At 37.1% G+C, this 23,005-nt stretch carries 16 protein-coding genes; 12 read left to right on the top strand and 4 right to left on the bottom strand.

Annotated elements, in window-relative coordinates:
• Nucleotides 1–163 precede the first annotated feature (163 nt).
• From B4U84_RS27450 to B4U84_RS31765, 3 genes are all read right to left on the bottom strand, one after another.
• Nucleotides 164–943: a response regulator transcription factor gene (locus B4U84_RS27450; protein WP_131121294.1), complete on the bottom strand. Its 780-nt coding sequence runs from the start codon at nucleotides 941–943 to the stop codon at nucleotides 164–166.
• A gap of 27 nt (nucleotides 944–970) precedes the next feature.
• The gene (locus tag B4U84_RS27445; RefSeq protein ID WP_131121293.1) at nucleotides 971–2,227 is read right to left on the bottom strand and encodes a PAS domain-containing sensor histidine kinase; all 1,257 of its coding nucleotides are present in this window, start codon (nucleotides 2,225–2,227) and stop codon (nucleotides 971–973) included.
• Nucleotides 2,228–2,786: 559 nt separating this feature from the next.
• The gene (locus B4U84_RS31765; protein ID WP_242677727.1) at nucleotides 2,787–3,056 is read right to left on the bottom strand and encodes a hypothetical protein; all 270 of its coding nucleotides are present in this window, start codon (nucleotides 3,054–3,056) and stop codon (nucleotides 2,787–2,789) included.
• Between the two features lie 788 nt (nucleotides 3,057–3,844).
• On the opposite strand from B4U84_RS31765, the gene B4U84_RS27435 reads away from it, so the two are divergent.
• The 6 genes from B4U84_RS27435 to B4U84_RS27410 all read left to right on the top strand — a co-directional run bounded on the left by B4U84_RS27435 (nucleotide 3,845) and on the right by B4U84_RS27410 (nucleotide 10,036).
• Nucleotides 3,845–5,650: a thiamine pyrophosphate-dependent enzyme gene (locus tag B4U84_RS27435; protein ID WP_131121291.1), complete on the top strand. Its 1,806-nt coding sequence runs from the start codon at nucleotides 3,845–3,847 to the stop codon at nucleotides 5,648–5,650.
• Between the two features lie 109 nt (nucleotides 5,651–5,759).
• Nucleotides 5,760–6,437 (top strand): SAM-dependent methyltransferase, encoded by a 678-nt coding sequence (locus B4U84_RS27430; protein WP_131121290.1) that lies wholly within the window; start codon nucleotides 5,760–5,762, stop codon nucleotides 6,435–6,437.
• Nucleotides 6,438–6,786: 349 nt separating this feature from the next.
• Nucleotides 6,787–7,767: an acetyl-CoA carboxylase carboxyltransferase subunit alpha gene (locus tag B4U84_RS27425; protein ID WP_131121289.1), complete on the top strand. Its 981-nt coding sequence runs from the start codon at nucleotides 6,787–6,789 to the stop codon at nucleotides 7,765–7,767.
• An 80-nt stretch (nucleotides 7,768–7,847) separates the two neighbouring features.
• Nucleotides 7,848–8,321 carry a hypothetical protein gene (locus B4U84_RS27420; protein ID WP_052508264.1) on the top strand — a complete coding sequence of 158 codons (474 nt, stop codon included), beginning with the start codon at nucleotides 7,848–7,850 and terminating at the stop codon, nucleotides 8,319–8,321.
• Between the two features lie 64 nt (nucleotides 8,322–8,385).
• Nucleotides 8,386–8,625, top strand: coding sequence for a hypothetical protein (locus B4U84_RS27415; RefSeq protein WP_131121288.1), 240 nt, complete (start codon nucleotides 8,386–8,388; stop codon nucleotides 8,623–8,625).
• A gap of 178 nt (nucleotides 8,626–8,803) precedes the next feature.
• Nucleotides 8,804–10,036 carry an acetate kinase gene (locus tag B4U84_RS27410; RefSeq protein ID WP_131121287.1) on the top strand — a complete coding sequence of 411 codons (1,233 nt, stop codon included), beginning with the start codon at nucleotides 8,804–8,806 and terminating at the stop codon, nucleotides 10,034–10,036.
• 79 nt (nucleotides 10,037–10,115) lie between these two features.
• Here the strand turns inward: B4U84_RS27410 and B4U84_RS27405 are convergent, their stop codons facing one another.
• Nucleotides 10,116–13,709 (bottom strand): WD40 domain-containing protein, encoded by a 3,594-nt coding sequence (locus B4U84_RS27405; RefSeq protein WP_131121286.1) that lies wholly within the window; start codon nucleotides 13,707–13,709, stop codon nucleotides 10,116–10,118.
• Between the two features lie 1,069 nt (nucleotides 13,710–14,778).
• Between B4U84_RS27405 and B4U84_RS27400 the strand changes: the two genes are divergently transcribed.
• The 6 genes from B4U84_RS27400 (at nucleotide 14,779) to B4U84_RS27375 (ending at nucleotide 22,919) form a co-directional block, all read left to right on the top strand.
• The gene (locus tag B4U84_RS27400; protein ID WP_131121285.1) at nucleotides 14,779–15,792 is read left to right on the top strand and encodes a DUF1702 family protein; all 1,014 of its coding nucleotides are present in this window, start codon (nucleotides 14,779–14,781) and stop codon (nucleotides 15,790–15,792) included.
• Between the two features lie 249 nt (nucleotides 15,793–16,041).
• The gene (locus tag B4U84_RS27395) at nucleotides 16,042–17,901 is read left to right on the top strand and encodes an NAD(P)/FAD-dependent oxidoreductase (RefSeq protein WP_131121284.1); all 1,860 of its coding nucleotides are present in this window, start codon (nucleotides 16,042–16,044) and stop codon (nucleotides 17,899–17,901) included.
• 595 nt (nucleotides 17,902–18,496) lie between these two features.
• Nucleotides 18,497–19,603, top strand: a complete 1,107-nt coding sequence (locus B4U84_RS27390) for an ABC exporter membrane fusion protein (protein ID WP_131121283.1) — start codon at nucleotides 18,497–18,499, stop codon at nucleotides 19,601–19,603.
• 388 nt (nucleotides 19,604–19,991) lie between these two features.
• A complete protein-coding gene (gene devC / locus B4U84_RS27385) occupies nucleotides 19,992–21,146 on the top strand; it encodes an ABC transporter permease DevC (protein ID WP_131121282.1) in 1,155 nt (384 codons plus the stop codon).
• A 27-nt stretch (nucleotides 21,147–21,173) separates the two neighbouring features.
• Nucleotides 21,174–21,905: a DevA family ABC transporter ATP-binding protein gene (locus tag B4U84_RS27380; RefSeq protein ID WP_165490369.1), complete on the top strand. Its 732-nt coding sequence runs from the start codon at nucleotides 21,174–21,176 to the stop codon at nucleotides 21,903–21,905.
• A 501-nt stretch (nucleotides 21,906–22,406) separates the two neighbouring features.
• Nucleotides 22,407–22,919, top strand: coding sequence for a TetR-like C-terminal domain-containing protein (locus B4U84_RS27375; RefSeq protein WP_017308596.1), 513 nt, complete (start codon nucleotides 22,407–22,409; stop codon nucleotides 22,917–22,919).
• Nucleotides 22,920–23,005: the final 86 nt, after the last annotated feature.

Below are 23,005 nucleotides of genomic sequence, written 5' to 3'. Positions count from 1 at the left end.
ATAAAAGGTTAATTGGGAATATCTACGCCTAATACCATTTCACTAAAATCTTGATACAAATGCAGACGGTGTAGAGACGCGAAATTACCCTGCGGGAACGCTAAAAGCGAACGCGTCTCTACATTATTATATGTATCGCGTTACCGTTAAATGGTATAATAAGCTACATATAATCTATGCTCTGTGCTTTTCTCCATGCTTTTGGGGGAATTTTATAAAGTTGACGAAATTGACGAATGAAATACCCTGCATCTGGGTAGCCTACTTTAGCAGCAATTTGATTAACTGGTTCATCAGTATTTATAAGCAAGAAGCGTGCTTGCGCCATGCGTCGCTCAGTAACCCAGCAATATACACTGCGTTTAGTCTTACGTTTTACTAGGTTAGTTAAATAAGCAGGAGAATAACCAACTACAAGAGCAATATCAGTAAGTTTTATGGGACGGTAATAATTTTCCTCGATAAATTGAAAAACTTCATTTAACTGAGAACAATTAGGAAAAATCCACTGAGAATCTGTTAGGAGTTTAGAGTCAGCACATTGTACTTCATGAGCATACCACTGCTTGATGATTTTCTGTTTTTCTAACTGTGTTGTAATTGCTTTAAGTATTTCCTCTATCTTACAAGGCTTAATTATGTAGTCATCTGCTCCTAACTCCATCCCTCTACGGATATCACTGTAAGATGCTTTCCCAGTCAGAAAAATAAAAGGAATAATTGCCGTAGCGGGATGTTGGCGTAGTTTACTTAGAACGCCATAACCATCAAGCTCTTGCATTACAACATCGCAAATCACCAAATCAGGTAATTGTTCTTTTGCAAATTCTATACCAGTAATACCATTTTCTGCACTAATAGTATGGAAGCCTTCGATGTTAAGACAATGTAAAAAAAACTTCCTAGTTTGTATTTCATCTTCAATTAATAAAATCTTTTTCATTATTTTTATTGGCTCCTCATGAACTATTTAAGCAACGGATAAAATTTCCGAAATTGCTAATAATTGCTTCATTGGCAACTTAATAGTAAATGTAGTACCGATACCAATTTCACTTACTAAACTAATTGTGCCACCGTGTAAATCCACAAATCTTTTAACAACTGCCAATCCAATTCCTTTACCCGGAATATTACTGACATTTTGACCACGATAAAATGCTTCAAATATTTTTTCTTGGCTGGTGGCTGAAATTCCAATCCCTTGATCTTGTATTTTGAAAATAATATTTTCATCCTGACAATCAAGCTCAAAATTAATAATACTACCTTGAGAAGAATATTTGATTGCGTTAGAGAGTAAATTTATAAGAATTGGCTGTAGTAACTTTTTATCTAACCAAGCTGATGGGCAAGCATTATGATTAACAAAAGAGATTATGTGCTGTTGTTTATCATACATTTCCATTTTTTTGATTGTCTCTTGGCATAATTGAACAACATTAATTAATTGCGGTTCAAATTTGTGTTTTCCTAGATCTGGTTCGACGATATTCCGAGCATCATCTAGTAAATAGTTGAGTTGTTCCACAGAGGTTTCAATCATATTGATATATTCAAATTTTTCTAAATCAGTACATTTTTGAACAGAACGCTTTAATATACTGGCAGATAAGTAAATATTATGCATTGGAACACGAAATTCATGAGAAATTACTGAGACTAAATTTGTCTGGAGTTCGATAAATTCTTTCGCTTTTTCTAGATTTTCCCTAATTTCTGCTTCATTTTTTTTATACTTAGTAATATTGAATGCTGTCCCCATTACAGCTAGTTTTCCTTTTAATTTAATCACATGAACACAGCAATCTAGCCAGCATTCTTCACCATTTTTGCTAATAATTTTGATTTCTTGATTGTGTTTAATTTTTTTTAGTTCAGAATAGGGTAATTGCTTCTGTTGACAAGTATGCCAACATTTTTGTATAAGTTCATTAATGTCAGGTTGATTAAAAAATTCTTCTTTTGTGTAACCAGTAATTAATTCCGCAACTGAATTGATATAATATAATTGCGTGTCTTGTCTGATGAAAAAGACAGTTTCAGCCGCTTCTATTAAGGTGTGAAACCACTTATTATTCCGTTGTGCAGCTTTTTGGAATTTTCTATATTTTGTTATATTCCTAAAATGTGAAACTGTACAATTATTTTGTTTTAAGAAGTAATTAAGGCTAAGATTAGTGCGCGCATATCTTTCCATACTTTTGCTCCAGAATGTATTAGACATCTCCGAAAAATATCCATAGCGCTCTATGACTGGATATAAAGCAATACAGTTCAGTTAAGGATTTTTAGTATCAAAAATAAGTCTGATACCATTTCCCAAAATGATTGATACAGATAGATTGATAGAAATCGGGCGCAGACAGCAATTGTCAATTCCATTTTCCAAAATCTAAAATGGTATGACTAAACGCGTCATGGTGTGTCTGTACAAAGGAATTGTGGCGTTATCTGAACCGTATTGGGATATAAAGAGGCGATCGCCAATTGCAAATATCAGCCATTATCCACGCCAAAATAAGGTTATGAGACAGTTTTTATTGATAAAGAGGCAAAAAACAACTTAACAGATCAATTTTTCCCTAGTTATTGTATGGTCGCCAACCACCAATAAATCGGTTATTGTCCTGCGGGTGGTTGAACTTCCAGCGCTTCAACAGCGATTTGTGTATACACGCTAGGGTGGTGTCTGGGGGATTTCACGTCTTCAATTGTGAATTATGACGGACGACCGATGCTGAACACCCCAGCTTCCATAATATCCAACAAGCACAAAAGTTATGTTACAAGTTTTGGCTTTCACGATTGTAATCATTAGAAGATTCAAAAATTGGATCGACAGATTGCAACCATTGATTGATTAGATAGTATAGGATAAAGCGCATCTTGACCTTTTTCTGAGCACAAAGAATTTTAAAATGAAGTTTGAGAGGTTTTGAGATGTATCCTTTAACATCCTCTAAGTCATCTATAGCGAAATCAACAGAAGATTCTAAAATAGGTGACTCTTTTTGTACCCATTCTTGGATGAGTTCCTCTAAAACAGTACTCATTTCTAATTCTCTCTGTATGCACACAACCTTGAATCTATACTTTATGTCTCTGGGTATAGCTCCTTTAATAACTGTATAGTCTTCTTTCTTGCGGTCGTTTTTCAATTTGCAACAACAGTAGTGAGAGGTTTTAGGTACTATAGGCATAACACATGCTTGCTAAACTTGAACTTCTCCAAATCTCTTTAGTAGTCAGCTAATGAGCTTATATTATACAATTCAACAGTTTTTGCGATTGAATATTAGGAAGTTAAACAGGAACTTAACTTGAGTAAAGATAAGGACCGAAGAAAGGCAGAATGTAATCCTAATGAAACAAGTTTTTTTAGTATTTATGTACTATAAATATGATAAGCTGTTCCACATTTAATTTGCATAATTCATAGCCTGAAACCTTTAACTGGCTTGGGTCAATCTGGAAAATTAAATATGGAACAGCTTATCAGAGCTTCATATGTTAAACGTACTTCCGTTCTAAGAAAATAAAGGGAAAAAGTACTTATGGACTTAAGTCCCTACTTAAGTCCCTTATTTTAGCTAGACAAGACTTCTTGAGAATTGCAAGATTAAGTAGAGTTGAATCAAATTCATAACTCAAGTTGGCATAAATAAGCTAAAAATCTGAACTTTGTAAGAGATTCTTCTGCTTTGTAACTTTACTTTATAAACTGTAAATCTTTACCCAGGTGGTTGGTTATCCTATGAGTCTTAAACAACATCTTAGCAATATAAATAAGAAGAGTGGAAAATCGAAACTTCGTACCCCCGCTTCGGTTACCTCAGAGAAAATGGGACAGTTTCAACACTTATTTGACTCTTCTGCTCCATTACCATCTCCACTGCTTTTACGTTACCCTCCTCTGATAGATTTTCCATCAAGTACCACCTCAGATGTTATACCTGTTAACAGCCAGGAGCTAACTACAAATATTTCAGTCGTCTCTACAGTGGTCAAAATACTAGAAGATTTGGGAGTGAAGTATGCATTTGGAGTTTCAGGGGGAGCGATCGCACCATTGTGGGCTGCATTGGAAAACAGCTCGATCAAAGTAGTTCATTTTCGTCACGAAGCAGGAGCAGCCTTTGCAGTCGCAGAGGCTTACTTTGCTAGTGGTTCCCCAATCGTAGTGTTTGGTACAACAGGCCCAGGAATTACCAATGCTCTGACAGGTCTTTTAGCTGCTCGCTGGGAAGGTGCAAAGGTAATTTTCTTATCAGGTTCGACTTCTTGCGCTCAACGTGGGCGATGGGCGCTCCAGGAAACCAGCGCACATACAATGCCTAATGCAGGTATCTTTACTTCTGGTTCACTGTTTCACTACGCCACTGTTGTTGAATCAGGCGCTCAACTTCCCGAAATTTCTCGCAAACTAGCGTCTGGCTTATCACAACCTGGAGGTTTTGTAACTCATTTAAGTCTCCCCATAGATGTTCAGACTAGCTTCCTGACAGAATCATTACCAAAAATTAATCTTTCTCATAGCCTAGCCAGTGCGAATGAAGAAACAATTACAAAATGTGTACAATTGTTGTCAGAAGGCCCGTTTGCGATATGGGTTGGATTTGGAGCACGGAAAGCGGCGGGGATTATCCGTGAACTTGCAAAGAGAACGGGAGTAGCTGTAATGTCTTCACCACGTGGTAAGGGCATTTTTCCAGAAGATCATCCGCAATTCGTAGGTGTAACTGGTTTTGCTGGGCATAATTCTGTTTTTAAATATATGCAAGAAAACTGCCCTTCACGAATACTAGTGCTAGGAAGCCGCTTGAGTGAGCGCACTTCTTCTTGGAACCCGATAATGGTTCCCTCAAAAGGTTTTATACATGTTGATATAGATCCAGAGATAGCTGGAACTGCATATCCATTCGCCGAAACCTTTGCTGTTCAGGCTGATATAGAACTGTTTGTCAAAGCATTGTTAAAGCACTTTCCTAAACATCCAACTGGTCTGCGAACCAAAAAATTACCTAAACCTATTTATCGTGTGCCTGATATACAAGACAATCGTCTGGTACGTCCTCAAGTCCTGTTCAGTATCATTCAAAAAGTCATTGTTCAAGCAAGCAACACATTAGTTATGGCTGAGTCAGGTAACTCGCTCGCCTGGGCAACTCATCTACTGAAGTTTAACAGACCAGAGCAGTACCGAAGCGGCTCTGGTTTTGGGTCTATGGGTCATTTTGTGACTGGTGTTGTGGGTGCAGCCCTTGCACAAAACAGTAAAGCCGTTGCGATCGTTGGCGATGGTGCTATGCTGATGAACAATGAAGTGAGTACAGCAGTAAAATACCAAACTCCTGCCGTTTGGATTGTACTCAACGACGCAGGCTACAACATGTGTAAACAAGGAATGGCATCACTGGGATTTAAAAATATAGATGCAGAGATACCATCAGTTGATTTTGTCATGCTTGCACGGGGAATGGGAGCTGATGGTATTCGTGTAGAGCGCGAGTCTGATATACAAGCAGCATTGGAGAAAGCCCTAGCTGCAACAGGGCCGTTTGTAGTTGATGTAGCTATTGATCCGAGTCAAGCCGCACCAGTAGGGAGCCGTATCCATAATTTAATGTCACAAAGCGCCAAGCATTAATAGGAGATTGCCACTATATATTCCTCAGTAGGATTGCGATCGCTTGCTATCAGTCTTCCAAGTACCCTGCGTACAACTGAATTATTACATTATTTGTACTGATTTACTTATGCTAAAAGACATTGCTGTGTGGGGGCGTTCTACCACAGAATATATCCAAATGTTTGATCTAGTTGCAGCAGATTTAAAAGTGAAGATCCTTGACTGTGCTGGTGGACCTGCAAGCTTTAATGCTGAAATGACAAAGCAAGGGTTTAATGTTATTTCCTGCGATACTATCTACAATTTAACTGCAAATGAAATTGCTGATCGCATTCAAGAAGCTAATCAGGCAATTATGAATGCACTACAAACAAACTCAGATAGTTTTGTGTGGCAGAAAATCCAGTCTCCATACCAGCTTCAAAAACTTAGAATGGTAGCAATGCAAACATTTATTGAAGATTTTACATTAGGATTACAAGAAAATCGTTACATTACTAGCGTATTGCCTAGTTTACCATTTGCTAATAGACAATTTGATTTAGCTTTATGCTCTCACTTATTGTTCACTTATTCTCACTGTCTTTCTCAAGAGTTCCATTTAGCTTCGATTATAGAAATGTGTAGAGTAGCTAAACAGACACGAATTTTTCCACTATTAAGTACCTCTGGAAAACTATCTTCACTTGTGCAACCTGTAATCCACGAGTTAAAGGAGCAAGGATACACAGTCCAAATTAAAGAAGTTGCCTATGAGTTTCAAAAGGGTGGTAACAAGCTACTACAAGTGTCAAGTCCTTTATAATTGCATACTATACGGGTGATACCATTTTAGATTTTGGATTACCCTGCGCTTCGATACGTAGACGGACGAAGTCCGGCTGAAAGATTTTTCCTCAGATGTTGGAAAAAGCTGAACAACAATGGCTAACTCAACGATTCAGAGCAACACATTTTATGAATTGTGCAGTCTTATACTCTATATTCCATGCTTTAACCTTATATTCATCTAAGAAATATCCTATGTTATCGAAATTTTATATATTGAAATTACATTGCAAAAGCGTTAGTTTTGATAGTGTAATCGCTTTTGTAAATGAAATACTTTTAGCTGAATTAGAGTTTTTAACTACCCTAAAGTTATATTTGTTGAAATGGTAACAACTAATCATAGACCATTACTATTAGATTTTGAAAAGCCCTTGTTCGAGCTAAAGTCGCGAATTAATCAAATTCGTGAATTAGCAGCAGAAAATGGAGTAGATGTTTCCGCACAAATCTTGCAATTGGAGTCTCGCACTCTGCAATTGTATGAGGAAACTTTCAATAATCTTTCTGCGGCTCAACGGCTACAACTTGCACGTCATCCCCGTCGTCCCAATACACTTGATTACATTCAAGCGATCAGTGATGTCTGGGTAGAATTACATGGCGATCGCGGTGGTTTTGATGATCCAGCTATAATTGGTGGGATAGGAAGACTGGATGGACGACCAGTAGTAATGCTTGGTCATCAAAAAGGCCGCGATACCAAAGACAACATTCTGCGAAATTTTGGTATGGCTCATCCTAGCGGCTACCGCAAAGCAGTCCGATTAATGGAACATGCTAACCGTTTTGGTCTGCCAATATTAACTTTTATCGATACACCAGCTGCTTGGGCTGGAGTAGAGGCAGAACATCATGGTCAAGGAGAGGCGATCGCCTACAATTTACGAGAGATGTTTCGATTAGAAGTTCCCATCATTTGTACAGTTATTGGTGAAGGAGGTTCCGGTGGTGCTTTAGGTATTGGCGTCGGTGAACGTGTATTAATGTTTGAATATGCTGTCTACAGTGTTGCTCCACCAGAAGCTTGTGCAGCTATCTTATGGAAAGATGCTAGTAAAGCTCCTCAAGCTGCTGCTGCTCTCAAAATGATGGCTGCGGATCTTAAAAGTTTAGGCATCATAGACCAGATATTACCAGAACCTTTGGGTGGAGCACATTTAAATCCGCTTGAGACAGCTAAAACTCTCAAGCAAGCACTGGTGCATAACTTAGAGGAACTCAGTCTTCTGACAGGACAACAACGTCGCGAACTGCGATATCAAAAGTTTCGTCGTCTTGGTGTCTTTTTGGAATCTTCTACCTAAGTTTTATAGTTTTGTACAAACAAGTTTCACTCAACTGAATTCAAAATGACGAAGATACTTAGGAACAGGATGATATTTATATGGAAGTTAAAAGGTATCAAAACCTGAGACTATGGCGTAGCGAAGTATTATTAGCAGTAACGCTTTCCCTTGGTATTCTGCATCACATAGACCATATTCTCCGTGCTGACCGTAGTGGTTGGCCATTTATATCAGATGTCACCCCGTTTACCTTCAGCTTGTTAGTTTATCCACTTTTTCTTAGCGTTTTTCTCACACGTTCATATCCCTGGTATCGAGTAGTAGCAATAACATTTGCTTATATTGCCACTCAAATGGGACATATTTTTATAGAAACCCCTGTCGATCAGTATTCTACATGGGCGTACGGAATTAGCAATGTATCGCATTCTCTCGGTAAACCTAATCTACTTGGGATTGCTTCACCTGCGATGGGAATTTATGCTGTGGTTTTATCACTTCTACTTTCGGTTGCATTTATCCTCACATTATTTGAATTAATTCGAGATGCTCGCTTAGGGACTTCCAAATAGAAAATATTCAGCCGACTCACTTATTCAGATTGTAATTTCCATTAACCAATCAAAGGATGTAATTATGTCTAACAAAACTCTCCGAGTTACCATGCGCTGGATTCATATTGTTGGTGCAGGCTTTATTGGTACATATATTTATTCACCTTGGAACAGTAATTCTGCATTTACCGCACTGATGCAGTTCGTAATTATTCCAGTTCTCTCATTAACGGGTATCGTTATGTGGAAACAAACCCTGCTGAAGAAATTGATTAAAGGCAAATCAAATCAAGCTAATATCAGCGCCATAAATGAAAACTAATAGTTTGTCAAGTTTAAATTAAGAGTTTGTAGTAAGTACTTTAGTGCTTAAAAAATCAAGACTACCCTGGGTTCCCGCAGCGCGTATAGTCCTTACTACGAACTTTGTTTCCTATCCATCGATTTAACACTTGTGTCATTGATCGGGCGATAAGCGCCCCGAAATCTTTTTTAAAACAATGAAGATACTAGTACTAAATGCTGGATCAAGCAGCCAAAAAAGTTGTCTCTATGAGATAGCAGGTGAAGTTCTTCCCAACCAAGTACCTCTACCTCTTTGGGAAGCAAAAGTGGATTGGACTTATCTTCAGGGTGTCGCCAAAATCGATATAAAAACAGCTACGGGTGAAGTGCTGCAAGAAAAAATTGAAGCCGAAAGCCAAGCTGTTGTGATGGCTTATGTACTTGATACCCTGACTCAAGGTAGCACTCAGGTAATTAAGCATTTATCAGAAATTGATGTTGTCGGACATCGCGTAGTACATGGTGGCCAACATTACCAAGATAGCGTTATTATTACTGACGATGTAAAAGAGGCGATCGCTCGTCTTTCTACCCTTGCTCCTGTTCACAATCCAGCAAACTTGCAGGGAATACAAATGATTGAACAGGCGTTAGGGAAAGTTATGCAAGTGGCAGTTTTTGATACTGCATTCCATGCTCAGATACCTGACGCTGCTGCTATTTATCCCGGCCCTTACGAGTGGGTAGAGCAAGGAATTCGTCGTTACGGATTTCATGGTACCAGTCACAAATACTGCGCTCAACGTGCTGCTCATATCCTTGATCGAGATTTAGAATCACTGCGTTTGATTATCTGTCATCTTGGCAATGGTTGCTCCTTAACAGCAATTAAAAATGGTCGTAGTGTTGACACGACAATGGGTTTTACACCTCTAGATGGGTTGATGATGGGGAGTCGTTCTGGCTCTATTGATCCCGGTATTGCAATTTACCTATTGCGACAACATAATTATTCTCCAGAGCAGCTAGAATACATTCTCAATCAAGTTTCTGGTTTAAAGGGAATTTCTGGTATATCTAACGATTTGCGCTTGGTGATGGAAGCAATGATTCAAGGTAACTCCCGCGCTCAACTCGCATGGGATATATATATCCATCGCTTGCGCTCTTATATAGGTGCGATGCTTGCTAGTTTGGATGGGTTAGATGCTTTGGTGTTCACCGCAGGTGTAGGTGAAAATTCTCCTCTTATTCGCCAAGCTGCGTGTGAACCGTTTAAGTTTTTGGGGCTGAAACTTGATCCCAAAAAAAATATAAATTTTATCCTTGATCAAGATATTGCTACTCCTGACTCAGCAGTGCGAGTATTGACAATCCATACCCAAGAAGACTGGGCGATCGCAACTGAATGTTGGCGACTGCGTGTCTCTTCTGTGCTTTTTGCTTAAGGGACTGTGACATAATCTTAACTATTAGCCCTATTATTGATTTTGAGACAGTTGTAGGAACTTCTGATTGAATCTATTTTTAGTCCATCAAGATTTCAGTAGAGACATCTTTTATAGACATTAAAAGCTTGGAATCAAGTGCTCCTAAAGCTTTCAATGTAGTCTTTTGATCCTCGGTTATACCAGTTGTACCTATAATATTTGTGCCTTCATAAGGTCTTTTGCTTCTCAATGTTTTTAGGCATTTTGAACTTAAGATATCCCAAAGTTTTATTGTTTCATCTTCACTTGCACTAACTAATATTTTTTGTTGATTATTGTAGGCAACTGACCAAACTAATTTGGTATGTCCTAACAATGTTTCTACACAGTTATTGGTTTTGATATCCCAACAGCGTACCGTTTGATCCCCACTACCACTTACGAGCGTAAGATCATTTACAAAAACTAGTGAATATACACAGTTGCGATGTCCCTGCAAGGTTGCTATACATTGACTGGTGTTAACATCCCAAAGTTTGATCGTTTGATCGCTGCTACCGCTTGCAAGGATAGAACCATCAGGACTAAAAGCAACTGACCAAACTCCACCGATATGACCCGATAAAGTTGCAATACATCGACCGGTGCTAATATCCCACAATCTTACTATTTGGTCAAGACAACCACTAGCCAAAATTTTACCTTGAGGACTAAAGGCAACTGACCAAACTCGATTAGTATGTCCTTCCAAACTTTGAACGTATCGACCAGTGTCTACATTCCACAATTTTACTGTTTGGTCATCACTGCTGCTTGCCAGCAACCTACCTTCAGGATTGAAGGCTACTGAAACAACCCGATTGCTATGACCAGAACAAGTTTTGATGCATTCACCTGTTTTAGTATCCCATAACTTGACCGTTTGATCTTCACTAGCACTTGCAAGCATACGACCATTTGGACTAAAAGCAACTGATGTGACCCGATTACTATGTCCATGCCAAGTTTCAAGACATCGACCAGTATCAGTGTCCCACAATTTCACTGTTTGGTCTCCACTGCCACTTGCAACGATATCACCTTGAGGACTAAAAGCAACAGACCAAATGCCATTACAATAACCGTGTAAGCTTTTGAAACACTGATTTGTATTGATATCCCATAATTTTACTGTTTGGTCATCGCTGCCACTGGCTATTACGCCAGAGTTTAGATTAACAGCAACTGACCAGACTCTACTGCTATGTCCTCTTAGTGTACTAACACACCTGCCAGTGTTGACATCCCATAACTTCACTGTTTTGTCATCGCTACCACTTGCAACCATACGGTCATTAGAGACAAAAGTAACTGAATTTACGCAGTCACTATGATCTTGTAAAGTCCGAAGGCAACGAGTAGTTTTGATATCCCATACTTTGATCGTTTGATCATGACTACCACTGACAAGAGTTTGACCATCTGAACTGAAAGCTATCGACCAAACCTGACGGGTATGTCCTTCTAAGATATTAAGGCGATTACCAGTTTTAATATCCCAACAATATATTAGATGGTCATCACTTCCACTTGCAAGAATATTACCACAAGGACTGAAGGCCACTGATGTAACTCGATTACTGTGTCCCTGGAAAGTTTTTAAACATTTACCTGTGTTAAGATTCCATAATTTCACTGTTTTGTCATCGCTACCACTTGCAAGTGTGCCGTTATCTGAATTAAAAGCCAATGACCAAATCCCACCGTTATGGCCATACAAAGTTTTGAGACATTGGCCCGTACTCACATCCCATAGCTTGATTGTTTGGTCAACACTTCCACTAGCAATCACTGTACCTTGAGGGTTAAAGGTGACTGGCCAAACCCAATCTGTATGTCCTTTGCAAATGAGCATTAACTTTCCATCTGCAACTTGGTACAAACGAACCTCATCATTAGTATCACCTGTGGCTAAAAGCTCTCCATTGGGGCTAAAAACTACAGAATGAATACCACCAATTGTGTCAGTAAAAACACACTTAGTTAAGTTGGCATTTTGAAGATTTACATCATGTAAATTCACACTATGCAGGTATGCTTGCCAGATATTTAAATCAGAAAAATCATAACCATTTAAATTAGTTTTCAGATGACAAAATAAATTTAATATATTACCAGATGTATATCCTACTTGTAAGGGAAATTCCTTCTGTAACCTGGCAATAATTTCCTTCAAGTGATTTTCAAGATTGATTTTGTTTGTGAAAACAGCAATAAGCCCATCAATGATAGGCTCCAAGATAAAACGATTTTGAGCATGTCTGATGTAATCCTTTGCTGTCGCCTTTAAAATAGCATGTGATCTGAAAATTTTGATGTCTTGAGTAATAATTTCTTTGCAAATTTGTTCTCTAAAATGCCGTGTCACATACTCCATTACTACCGGTTGTAATGTGAAGAGTGATGTGCTTCTCTCTAGTAGGGTAGGCGAAGCTTTCTCAATTAGAGATCGCCGCCCAAGAGACTCTAAAGCCTCAAACAGTTTTAAATGGAGTTCATTTAAGACGAAATCCGATTTTAATTCTGATAGTGTAATTGAGTCACGATTGATAGCTAACCAGTACATTACACTTTTTTCTAAATCTGATAAGCGTTCAAATTGCTGATCTAATAACTCATAAATATCACCAAAAAGACCAGTTTCTTGTTTAAAAAAATCAGAAACATCACCATCAAATAAATCTTGAATAGTAGTAGCAACAACTTTTAAAGCCAAGACATTTCCTGCGTAGTGATTGACTAAAGTTGACAGTTCAGATGGTGTACCAGATAGTCCTTTGATTTTCAGTATTTCTTGTCCATCTATACATTGCAAACCATTTATTCTAAATGAACGAACAGGTAATGTTTCTCCTTGCAGTAAAACTACTTCTTTAGGTTTTTCTCGACTAGTTATTAATAAGCAGCTTTGATGAGGTACTTCTCCTACTTCTTTGAATAACTGACCGTACTCTTCATATCCTTTAAGATATTGTCCAGAACGACTACCACTAGCTAGGATTGACTCTATATTATCTAGTATGATTAGACAACGGTGTTCTCGTAGACGAGTGATTAATCGCGAGATTTTTTCAGATGTGGTTTTTGATGAGTTAGCTTCTGTTTCTTGTTCTTGATATAAAAATTGATTTAGTTTACTGAGAATAGTATTGATGGGTGGAGCATCTCGCAAGGATTGCCAAATAACATACTCAAACCGATCTTGAATCTGTTTAGCCAGTTTGATAGACAGAGTTGTTTTACCTATTCCTCCCATCCCCAAAATAGCTACTAACCGACAGTTGTCTTTAAGGAGCCACTCCTCTAATATTACCAGTTCATCTGTACGCCCACAAAACATTGAAACATCAATTGCTTCTCCCCAGTCTTGGTACTTGCTTGCGACTGCATTGGAATAGCAATCTTTACTGAGTATTAAGTTAAAAGAAGTAAAAAATATTTCCAGTGTTTGTTTGTCAACTCCTTCCTGACGAGCAAGTATTTTTGCTACAGTGCTTGGATTTAATCCAGCGCGATCGCTTAGTTCTTCAAGCTTATATCTATCTCCGTAATTCTCTTGAAGCTCCAGATCCATTTTTGCCTTCTGAAACTTTTGCCATCCTTCTGGGGTAAGGATGACGCCACGTTTGCGCCTCTGCTTTTGTGGATTCATTCTCGTATACAAATCTTTAGTTAGTAACTACTAAAAGCAAGAATTTATAGAAATGTTAATACCTTATACCAATTTCATCTAAATATGGATAGAATAGCCAGATTCAAAACTCTTGCTATACAATGATTTTAAACCTCAAGATTCTGTGCAACCTCACAAATAATTGGTATTGGATGTTGTGCTTGTTACAAATTGCTAGCTTTCGTAAGTTCTTTTAGTCTTGAGATTTCCCTTTTTGGTGAAAAAGTACTTAGTTACTTAAGTACTTACGAAGGTATCAGAAAAATTTTTAAATGTCAAACCATAAAAACAGCGAATATTGGTGAAAATTCGCTGAACAGTCTATATATTTTAAAATTAAGATATTATATATACGAAGAATTGATAAGATAAATAAATATTCGTGAAGTCAAGCGATCAAAAGCAAAATCAAAGTAATCATCCTTTAAACGCTGTTATCTAGAAAAATATGGATACAAAAATAAAAATGATATTAAATAATGTAAATGCAGATATATAAATGTAAAATTAAACTTCCATATTTAAAAGTCTTTCATATAGGCATGTATAGGATTACTATTTAAATTTTGAACAGAACTCAGTAGTACAGTTTTTTCCCTGTTTCCTGAATCAACTTATAAGTCCACAAATCAAGGGTGATTCCTATAAAATTCCTATATAGGATACAAGATCCCCGATTTCTTAAAGAAGTCGGGGATCTAAGCTCTGGGATTTTCACAAATCATATAGGATTGCTATATATGTTATTTTTATCAGTTAATAAATATCCTATATTATCGAAAAATATTCTATTGTAAGTACTTTTGATAGCTATTAATATCATGAGTGTAGTTGACTGAACGATCAAGCACAAAGGCTTGATGAATACCTTTAATGATTTCCTTTTGACCTTAAAATATATTCCCTTGTACAAAGGGCAAATAGATTTGATTAAAAATAGCCTAATATTCCTGACAAAAATCTTTTAATCAGAGTCTAATTGCAATAAAAATTGAATAAATAATTTGAGGTCTAAATTTAATTAATTTATCAAGTGAAGGATATACCAATGGCACTAACTTGGGGATTTTTGCGTAGAACTTTATTTGGTGTTTCGCTTGAAAACATTGATAATCTTTGGATTAATTTTCCAGGAGATTCTACTGAAGCACAACGCCACTTAAAGCAGATTAGTTTTACTTTCATTAATGGGTGTAATGCAGCTCTTGAACTCGGTAACACAGATGTTCTGGTTAGTCAGCTAGAAGCTACTAAACCTAATTTACGGGGATTTGCGTATGAAGGAGCAGGAATGGGTTTAGCCATACTCGATTACGTGAGTCCTTGGCGACAAAATAGACTAGAAAATTTTCTCAACAGTGCTGGAGCAAAATATTCGCATTTAATACATATAGGAGTTGGTTTTGCAATTGTTGGTTTACAACGAGGAATCAAGAAATCTTTAGCACCATTAGATCCTTTACAACGTTGGTTAGCGATCGATGGCTATGGTTTCTGTTTAGGAATGAATCATTGGCAACATTTTGTAAAAAAAGCTATTGTTCCTAAAGGACTAACTGGTTATGCTTGCCGAGCTTTCGATCAAGGATTAGGACGAGCAATTTGGTTTTCACTAAGTGCAGATATCACAGGTATTTCAGAAATCGTCAATTCTTTTCCTTTATCACGTCAAGCTGATCTTTGGAGTGGTATTGGTTTTGCTAGCATTTATGCTGGTGAAATAAATCGCGATGCTCTAGAATTACTGAAAATATCTTCAGGAAAGAATCAACTAGACCTAGCTCAAGGTGGTGCTATGGCAGTAAAGTGTCGGGATGTAGCAGGAAATCAAACCTCTTACACAGCTTTAGCATCTTCTATATTATGTGGAATGCCAATTGAAGCAGTAGTTCGGCTTGTTGATACAACACGTGTAGAATTACCACTTGACGCCGAGGACTGGTTTGAAAACCCAGCTTATGAAGTATGGCGTCAACGTATGCAATTTCAATTCAATAACTTGCTAATACAGAATGCTGAAACAGTCATAGTAGATCTTTCTAATAACGGCGTGAGGTGTTAATCAACTAGGTTAAGTAAGTTGGCGCAGAAGAACAATAAGTCAACCCGTCCACCGCACTGACTTACTAGTTAGCTTTATTTGCGCGGACTTACTGAATGTATCCAACAAAGCTAAATGACTGATGATGTTGATTGACTAGACATCTCCAGAAATGAGGTATCGACCCTGACTGCACAAGGCTTTTATATTCTTTTTCGGAGATGTCTACTTACTAGCATTCAATAAAATTTAATGATCAAGGAGTAATCCATGAGTGTAGTAGATAGTTATGATGTTGCAATTTTAGGTACTGGTATTGGTGGAACAATGCTAGGTGCTATTCTGGCTCGAAATGGTCTTCGAGTAGTTATGATTGATGGAGGTAGTCATCCTAAATTTGCAATTGGAGAGTCTACAGTTCCAGATACATCTATTAAAATGAAGTTAATGGCTCGCCGATTTTTAGTTCCTGAGATTGGGTATCTTTCTAACTTCTATACTCTTCGCGATCACATCGGTACAGGAAGCGGGGTTAAGCGAGGTTTTAGCTTTTTATATCATCGAGAAAATCAAGAACAGCAACCACAAGAATCGAATCAACTTCCAACATTAACTGCACCTTTTGGCCCTGATTGTCATTGGCTACGTCATGAAACCGATGCTTATATGTTTGCTACGGCTGTGAAATATGGTGTTGTCGCTTATCAAAACACTCGTATTTCTGAGATTAGTTTTGATGAGAAGGGTGCATATTTGCAAAGTAATAAAGGTCAGAAATTTTTCTCACGTTACTTAGTTGACGCTTCAGGTTTTAATTCTCCACTAAGTAAGCAGATGGGTTTACGTGAAAGTGAACCACCTTATAAAACCAATACCCGTAGTTTGTTTACCCACATGGTGAATGTCAAGCCTTATGACGAGGTTGCTTCAGCAAAAACTACCTATGGGTTTCCTTATCCATTTTCTCAAACAACTTTACACCATTTCTTTGAAGGTGGATGGTTCTGGATTATTCCCTTTAATAATCACTCAAATTCTACTAATCCTTTATGTAGTGTTGGACTGACTTTGGACAGAAATATCTATCCAAAAACAGATATTTCCCCTGAAGAAGAGTTTAATCAATTTGTTCAACGCTTCCCATCAATCGCCCAGCAGTTTAAAGACGCTAAAGCGGTTCGTGAATGGATTTCTTCTGAGCGTCTTCAATATTCTTCCAAACAAATAGTAGGTGATAGATGGTCTCTTTTACCAAGTGCAGCAGGGTTTATTGATCCACTTTTTTCTGGTGGATTATCACTCACATGTGCTGCAATCACAAAACTTAGTGATTATCTACTCAAAGCATGTGTAGATGGTGATTTTTCTCGACAACGTTTTATTCACTACGAAAACTTGATAGAGAATGCTCTCATCCACCACGATCGCTTAGTTTCAAGTGGTTACTCCTGTTTTACTAAAGGATTTGAGCTTTGGAACGCTTGGTTTCGTGTTTGGAGTCTTGGTAACATCCTTGCAGGTCAAGGTCAAATTCGATTATATTGCAAGTATTTAGAAACACAAGACCCTGCGTACTTGGTAGAGGCTGATCTACCACCATACAATGGAGCATTGGCCAGCAGTTTAAAAGAATACAAGGCTCTTTTTGATACCGCAGTTTCTGAAGTAGAAGCTATGGAAGAAGAACGTCAGTCATCAGAGGAAACAGCAAGTCGTATTTTTAAATTGTTTGAAAATATTGAGATAGCTCCAGCTTATTTGAAGCTATCATCGCCGTCATCCCGTTGTCCCATAACCTTTACAGTTCCATCTGCTTTACGCTTGCAATTTTGGTTTAGAAGTTTAGGTCAGCAAAAACTACATCAGTACTACAGTGACTTCAACTTGTTAGTACTTATTCTGGAAGTAATGAAGTATCTTTGGCGTCATATCAAAAAATATACACAGACATTAATCTCCTTTCCAAGAGACCTCTTTATCACTTGGAATGATGACTGGCATAATACAAATAAAGCCTCTAGTGTCAATATAGTAACCGAAGAAATTTCTAGGATTTCAAGTAAGGTTAATCACAACACAAATGTGCAATTGCATTTCAAATCGGAAACAAATGAAAGTTTTGGAAGTTGAGATATAGCACCTATCTGTAGAATATCTGAGGGAAGCTAGTTCTGTTGCTTTTTTAACACTATAGCGATTTTGAGTGAGGTACACAAGTCAAAAAATGTAGACACGCAAGCGACTTCTGCTAGATACACAGGTAAACATAAGTAAGTCGGTGGGAATACACAAAACTATATTACGAAATGTAAATATAGTTGAAACCCTTACCAATGACAAAAAACAAATGACGACCCTGGCGAGTTAGCTTTATTTGCATCGACCTACTTAGATAAATTGGCGATTCAGAACGCCGATAAACTTCTACTTCTTTCAAGTGATAAGCGCTATAATTCAGTGCAAATTCCCTACTTTTCAGAGTATGGGGATTTGCAAAATGTTTAAGTTCATGCTTATTATCCTTATCTTAGCTGAAAAATTTTCTAGATAATATAACATAAACTTAATACTCAATAAATTAGGCTAAAATCACATATTAATCTATAGGATTCCTTTTCATTGCTGAACATAATTCAGTAAGTTGTATATTTTATGTCCGTTAAATTAAATATAATTTTTTATTTAATTGCGAACGTCGAGCAAAGAAAAAATTAAGGACTTCTATATGACACACAAATCGATTCAGAATAATCAAGTTGGTTTTAAAACAATAGTTCAACGGCTTTTTATCTTAGTATTTGGTGTTTCTTTAGCTGTTGGTATAGTTACTATTTATAAACTTTTACGTTCTCAACAAGTTTTGCAACAACCTTTACCAATACCTAAACAAGATGTCGTTCCTCAAGTTACCAATGTTAGTGCTTTAGGAATCCTAAAACCAGAAGGAGAAGTAATTAAGGTGTCTGCACCAACCCCAGTTGTAGGACAAGGAGCAAGAATAGCTCAGTTATTTGTCAAAGATGGGGATGTTGTGCGTAAAGGTCAGGTGATTGCAGCTTTAGATAACCTTGAGCAAAATCAAGCAGCTTTAGTTGCTGCTAAACAGCAAGTCCAGGTTGAACGAGCCAATTTAGAAAAAGTGAAAGCTGGAGCAAAAACTGGAGATATTCAAGCACAAAAAGCAATAATTGATCGCTTGAAAGTACAACTAGATATTAATCAAAAAGAATTTGAACGTTACCAATATCTTAACCAAGCTGGTGCTATTTCTGCTTCGCTTTTAGATAGTAAACGTTTAGCTGTAGAAACAGACCGTGAACAAATAAAGCAAGCTAAATCTACTCTAGTAAGTATTTCTGAAGTCCGTCCCACTGATGTACAAGCAGCTCAAGCTCAAGTAGAGTATTCAATTGCAGCTGTTAAACAAGCGCAAGCAAATCTTAACTTATCATATATTCGTAGTCCAATAAACGGCCAAGTTCTAAAAATTAATACATGGCCTGGTGAAAACATTATGAGTGAAGGAATTTTAGAACTTGGTCAAACTACTAAAATGATGGCAGTAGCAGAAGTTAATGAAGACGATATTGGTAAAGTACGTCTAGGTCAAAAAGTTACCATCACCAGTAACTATGGTGCTTTTCCTGGAAAGTTACAGGGAAATGTTATTAATGTTGGCAAAAAAATTAGTAAACAAAATGTCCTTGATACAGATCCATCAGCAGAAATGGATACCAGAATTGTGGAAGTCAAAATTCGCCTGACTCCAAAAGATAGCAAACTCGTTTCGGGTTTGACTTATGCCAAAGTTGTTGTGAAGATTAATATCTAAAAATTAGATTAAATCTCACTAATTACTCAGTAATTACGCAAAAATCGCCAAAAAGCTTTGCTTATTAAACCGCCAAGACGCCTTAGACGCGCAAGCGGCTAATTTCAGAAGCCACTACCTACGGAAGCCGCAGAAGCGTCTACGTGTCTACCGTAAGGTAGGAAGCCAAGAATCGGTATTTAATATGAATACGCATACAAAGACCCTCCCTTAGGAAGGGTTGGGGAGGAGTAAAATTCTATGCAGCTTCACGAAGAATTGGTATAAGTCCTATTACTATCAAAATTAATTTTTGGCTTAGGGAATCTGATTATCAATTAGAGCTCTATCCCAAACTGCATATTTTCTAAATGATTAGATAAAAGCAATAATTTGAGGGTAGATAATTATGGCTGGTAAAACATCTTTAGCATGGTTACAACTCACTAGGAAAAAAATTAAATTATTAGTGGCGTTGGCTGGAATTGGATTTGCAGACATCCTGATGTTTATGCAAATGGGTTTCAATGAATCTCTTTTTGAAAGTGCCGTAAGTTTTTATAAAAACTTAGATGGTGATATTGCTTTAATCAATCCTCGTTCTAAATCACTGGTTGATATGAAAACATTTTCTCAAAGAACTTTATACAAATCTTTGGGATTAAATGGTGTCAAATCTGTGTATCCTATATATTTTGGTTTTACTAGTTGGAGGAATCCACAAAATCGGCAGATTCACAGTATATTTATTGTTGGTCTCAACCCTGATGATAATGTTTTTAAAATTCCAGGTGTTGAACGTAATCTTGATAAGATTAGCTTATTAGATGTAGTTCTGTTTGATAAAGGTTCTCGAAAAGAATTTGGAGATATTGTTGATGAATTTAATCAAGGAAAACAAATTACAACAGAAGTTGGTAATCGTAGAGTGAAAGTAGGCGGAGTATTTGAGTTAGGAACATCTTTCGCTATTAATGGCACAATAACCACAAGTGACTTAACTTTTTTACGTATATTTCAAAATCGCAAATCTGGTCTAATTGATATAGGAATGATTTCTTTAGAACCAGGAGCAGACAAAAAACTTGTTTTAGAAAAATTAAGAAAATATTTACCGAAGAACGTTAAAGTTCTATCCAAAGAAGAATTATTTGAATTTGAAAAAAATTACTGGCACAGTAATACACCACTAGGATTTATTTTTGGTTTAGGTATAGCTATAGGTTTTTTTGTTGGAACTGTTATTGTTTATCAGATTCTTTATACAGAAGTTTCCGATCATCTACCGGAATATGCAACTTTAAAAGCAATGGGATATACAAACAACTTTTTATTATTTGTGATTTTAAAAGAAGCTTTGATATTAGCAATTCTTGGTTATATACCAGGATTTAGTTTTGCGATTTTACAATACTATTTGGCTAGACAAGTTACACTTCTGCCTATGGTTATGACTATTGAGACAGCTTTAAGAGTATTAATTTTGACTGTATTAATGTGTTCGATTTCTGGTGCGATCGCAGTACAAAAACTACAATCAGCAGACCCAGCAGATATTTTTTAGTAAAATTGTATTTCTTGAATAAATATTATGATGACAATACCTGTTATTGATATCAAAAATCTTGATCATTACTATGGTCGAGCCGCATTAAAAAAGCAAATTTTATTTGATATTAATCTGCAAATTCAAGCAGGAGAAATTGTTATTATGACTGGTCCATCAGGCTCAGGTAAAACAACTTTACTGAGTTTGATCGGTAGCTTACGTTCTGTGCAAGCAGGTAGCCTAAAATTTCTCGGTCAAGAACTATACGGAAGCAGTGAAAAACAACTGGTGCAAGTCCGTCGCCAAATAGGTTATATTTTCCAAGCTCACAACTTACTAGGATTCTTGACAGCTCGACAAAATGTCCAGTTATCGTTAGAACTAAACGATAACCTCTCTCAGCAAGAAATCCGGGCTAGGTCTGAGGCCATGCTCCAAGCAGTTGGTTTAGATCAACGTATTAACTATTATCCAGAAAATCTTTCAGGAGGACAAAAACAAAGAGTTGCGATCGCTAGAGCTTTAGTTGGAAAACCTAAATTAGTTTTGGCTGACGAGCCTACAGCAGCTTTAGATAAAAAATCAGGTCGTGATGTTGTTGAACTTATGCAACGCCTTGCTAAAGAACAAGGTTGTACCATCCTAATTGTTACTCATGATAACCGTATTCTAGATATTGCTGACCGTATTGTTCGTATGGAAGATGGATATTTAGCCCAAAATACCAATTTAGCGGATGAGGCTCATAAAATAGGTGTGACTGTAAAAAACTAGTACATTGCTTGTGTATAGCTATCCTATCTGAATTTGTGGAAATTTATTCAGAACCCTGACTTGTTCAAAAAGTCGGGGTTCTTGTTGTTCTGAATAAATTAGGATGACTAGACCTGTTGCAAAAGTCGAATGAACCCGTGAACGGGGGAAAGATTTAGTTCCCTCCCCGTTTACGCTTAGGGTTAAGGTGGGTTAAAAATATTTTTGCAAGAGGTCTACTCTATATATGAAAAAAATATCCTATCTTTTATAAAAAGTTTCAATTGTTATTCTGAATAATCCTCTTTAAACTATTTATAAAAGTAAGTATGGACAATAAACAAGAAACACATACTCTCTGTATCTTAGTAAATTGATTGAAATTTCCATAGCAATAAAATAGTTCCATTGGCAATTGATAAATACCCTATGTAAAGTAATATGCCCCATTTAGCTTTGGAACTATCTAAAAATTGTACATTCCTGATTTTAGCAACATAATCATGAGGAGCAAATAAAGCAATGAATCCACAAATAACTCAAATAGAAGACCAAATCTCTACTACAGCTTTCAATTTTCAAATTGAGGATAAAGAAGCGCTTTTAGCTGCTGTCGCAAAAGAGGGATTTTTGGGATTAATGCAAGCTCTTAAAGTTGCAGTTGAACAATCTCCCAAACATCCGCTAAGACGCTTAGAAGCCTGTGGCGTTGCTTATGTACAATATGCAAGCAAGCATCCTTCTAATTACCGAGTCATGTTTGGAACTTTCCCAAGTGATAGTAATAAGTATCCATCTCTGACTGAAGTAAGTCAGCAATCATTTATGGGATTGGTAAACATTATTGTGGAGGGACAAACCGCTGGAGTTATCAGAGCTGGAGAACCCAGACAGATTGCATGGGTTGCTTGGTCATTAGTTCATGGTCTAGCAATGTTGTTAATTGATGGTCAATTACCATTGTCGAAACCTGATGACATCGAAATTTTTGCCAGTTTCGTTACCCGCAAATTAGTTGAGGGACTTGGGTGTTGACATTCTCTCCACTCCAGATGAGTGTCAACTGAATATGGAGTGGAAATCACACAATACAGCAAAAATCAGTGTCTTTTATTAAACTA

The organism is Westiellopsis prolifica IICB1, from assembly GCF_004323185.1.
Lineage (GTDB): Bacteria > Cyanobacteriota > Cyanobacteriia > Cyanobacteriales > Nostocaceae > Pelatocladus > Pelatocladus prolificus_A.
The sequence above is the reverse complement of the archived record's forward strand: the minus strand, read 5'-3'. Positions and strand labels throughout refer to the sequence as shown.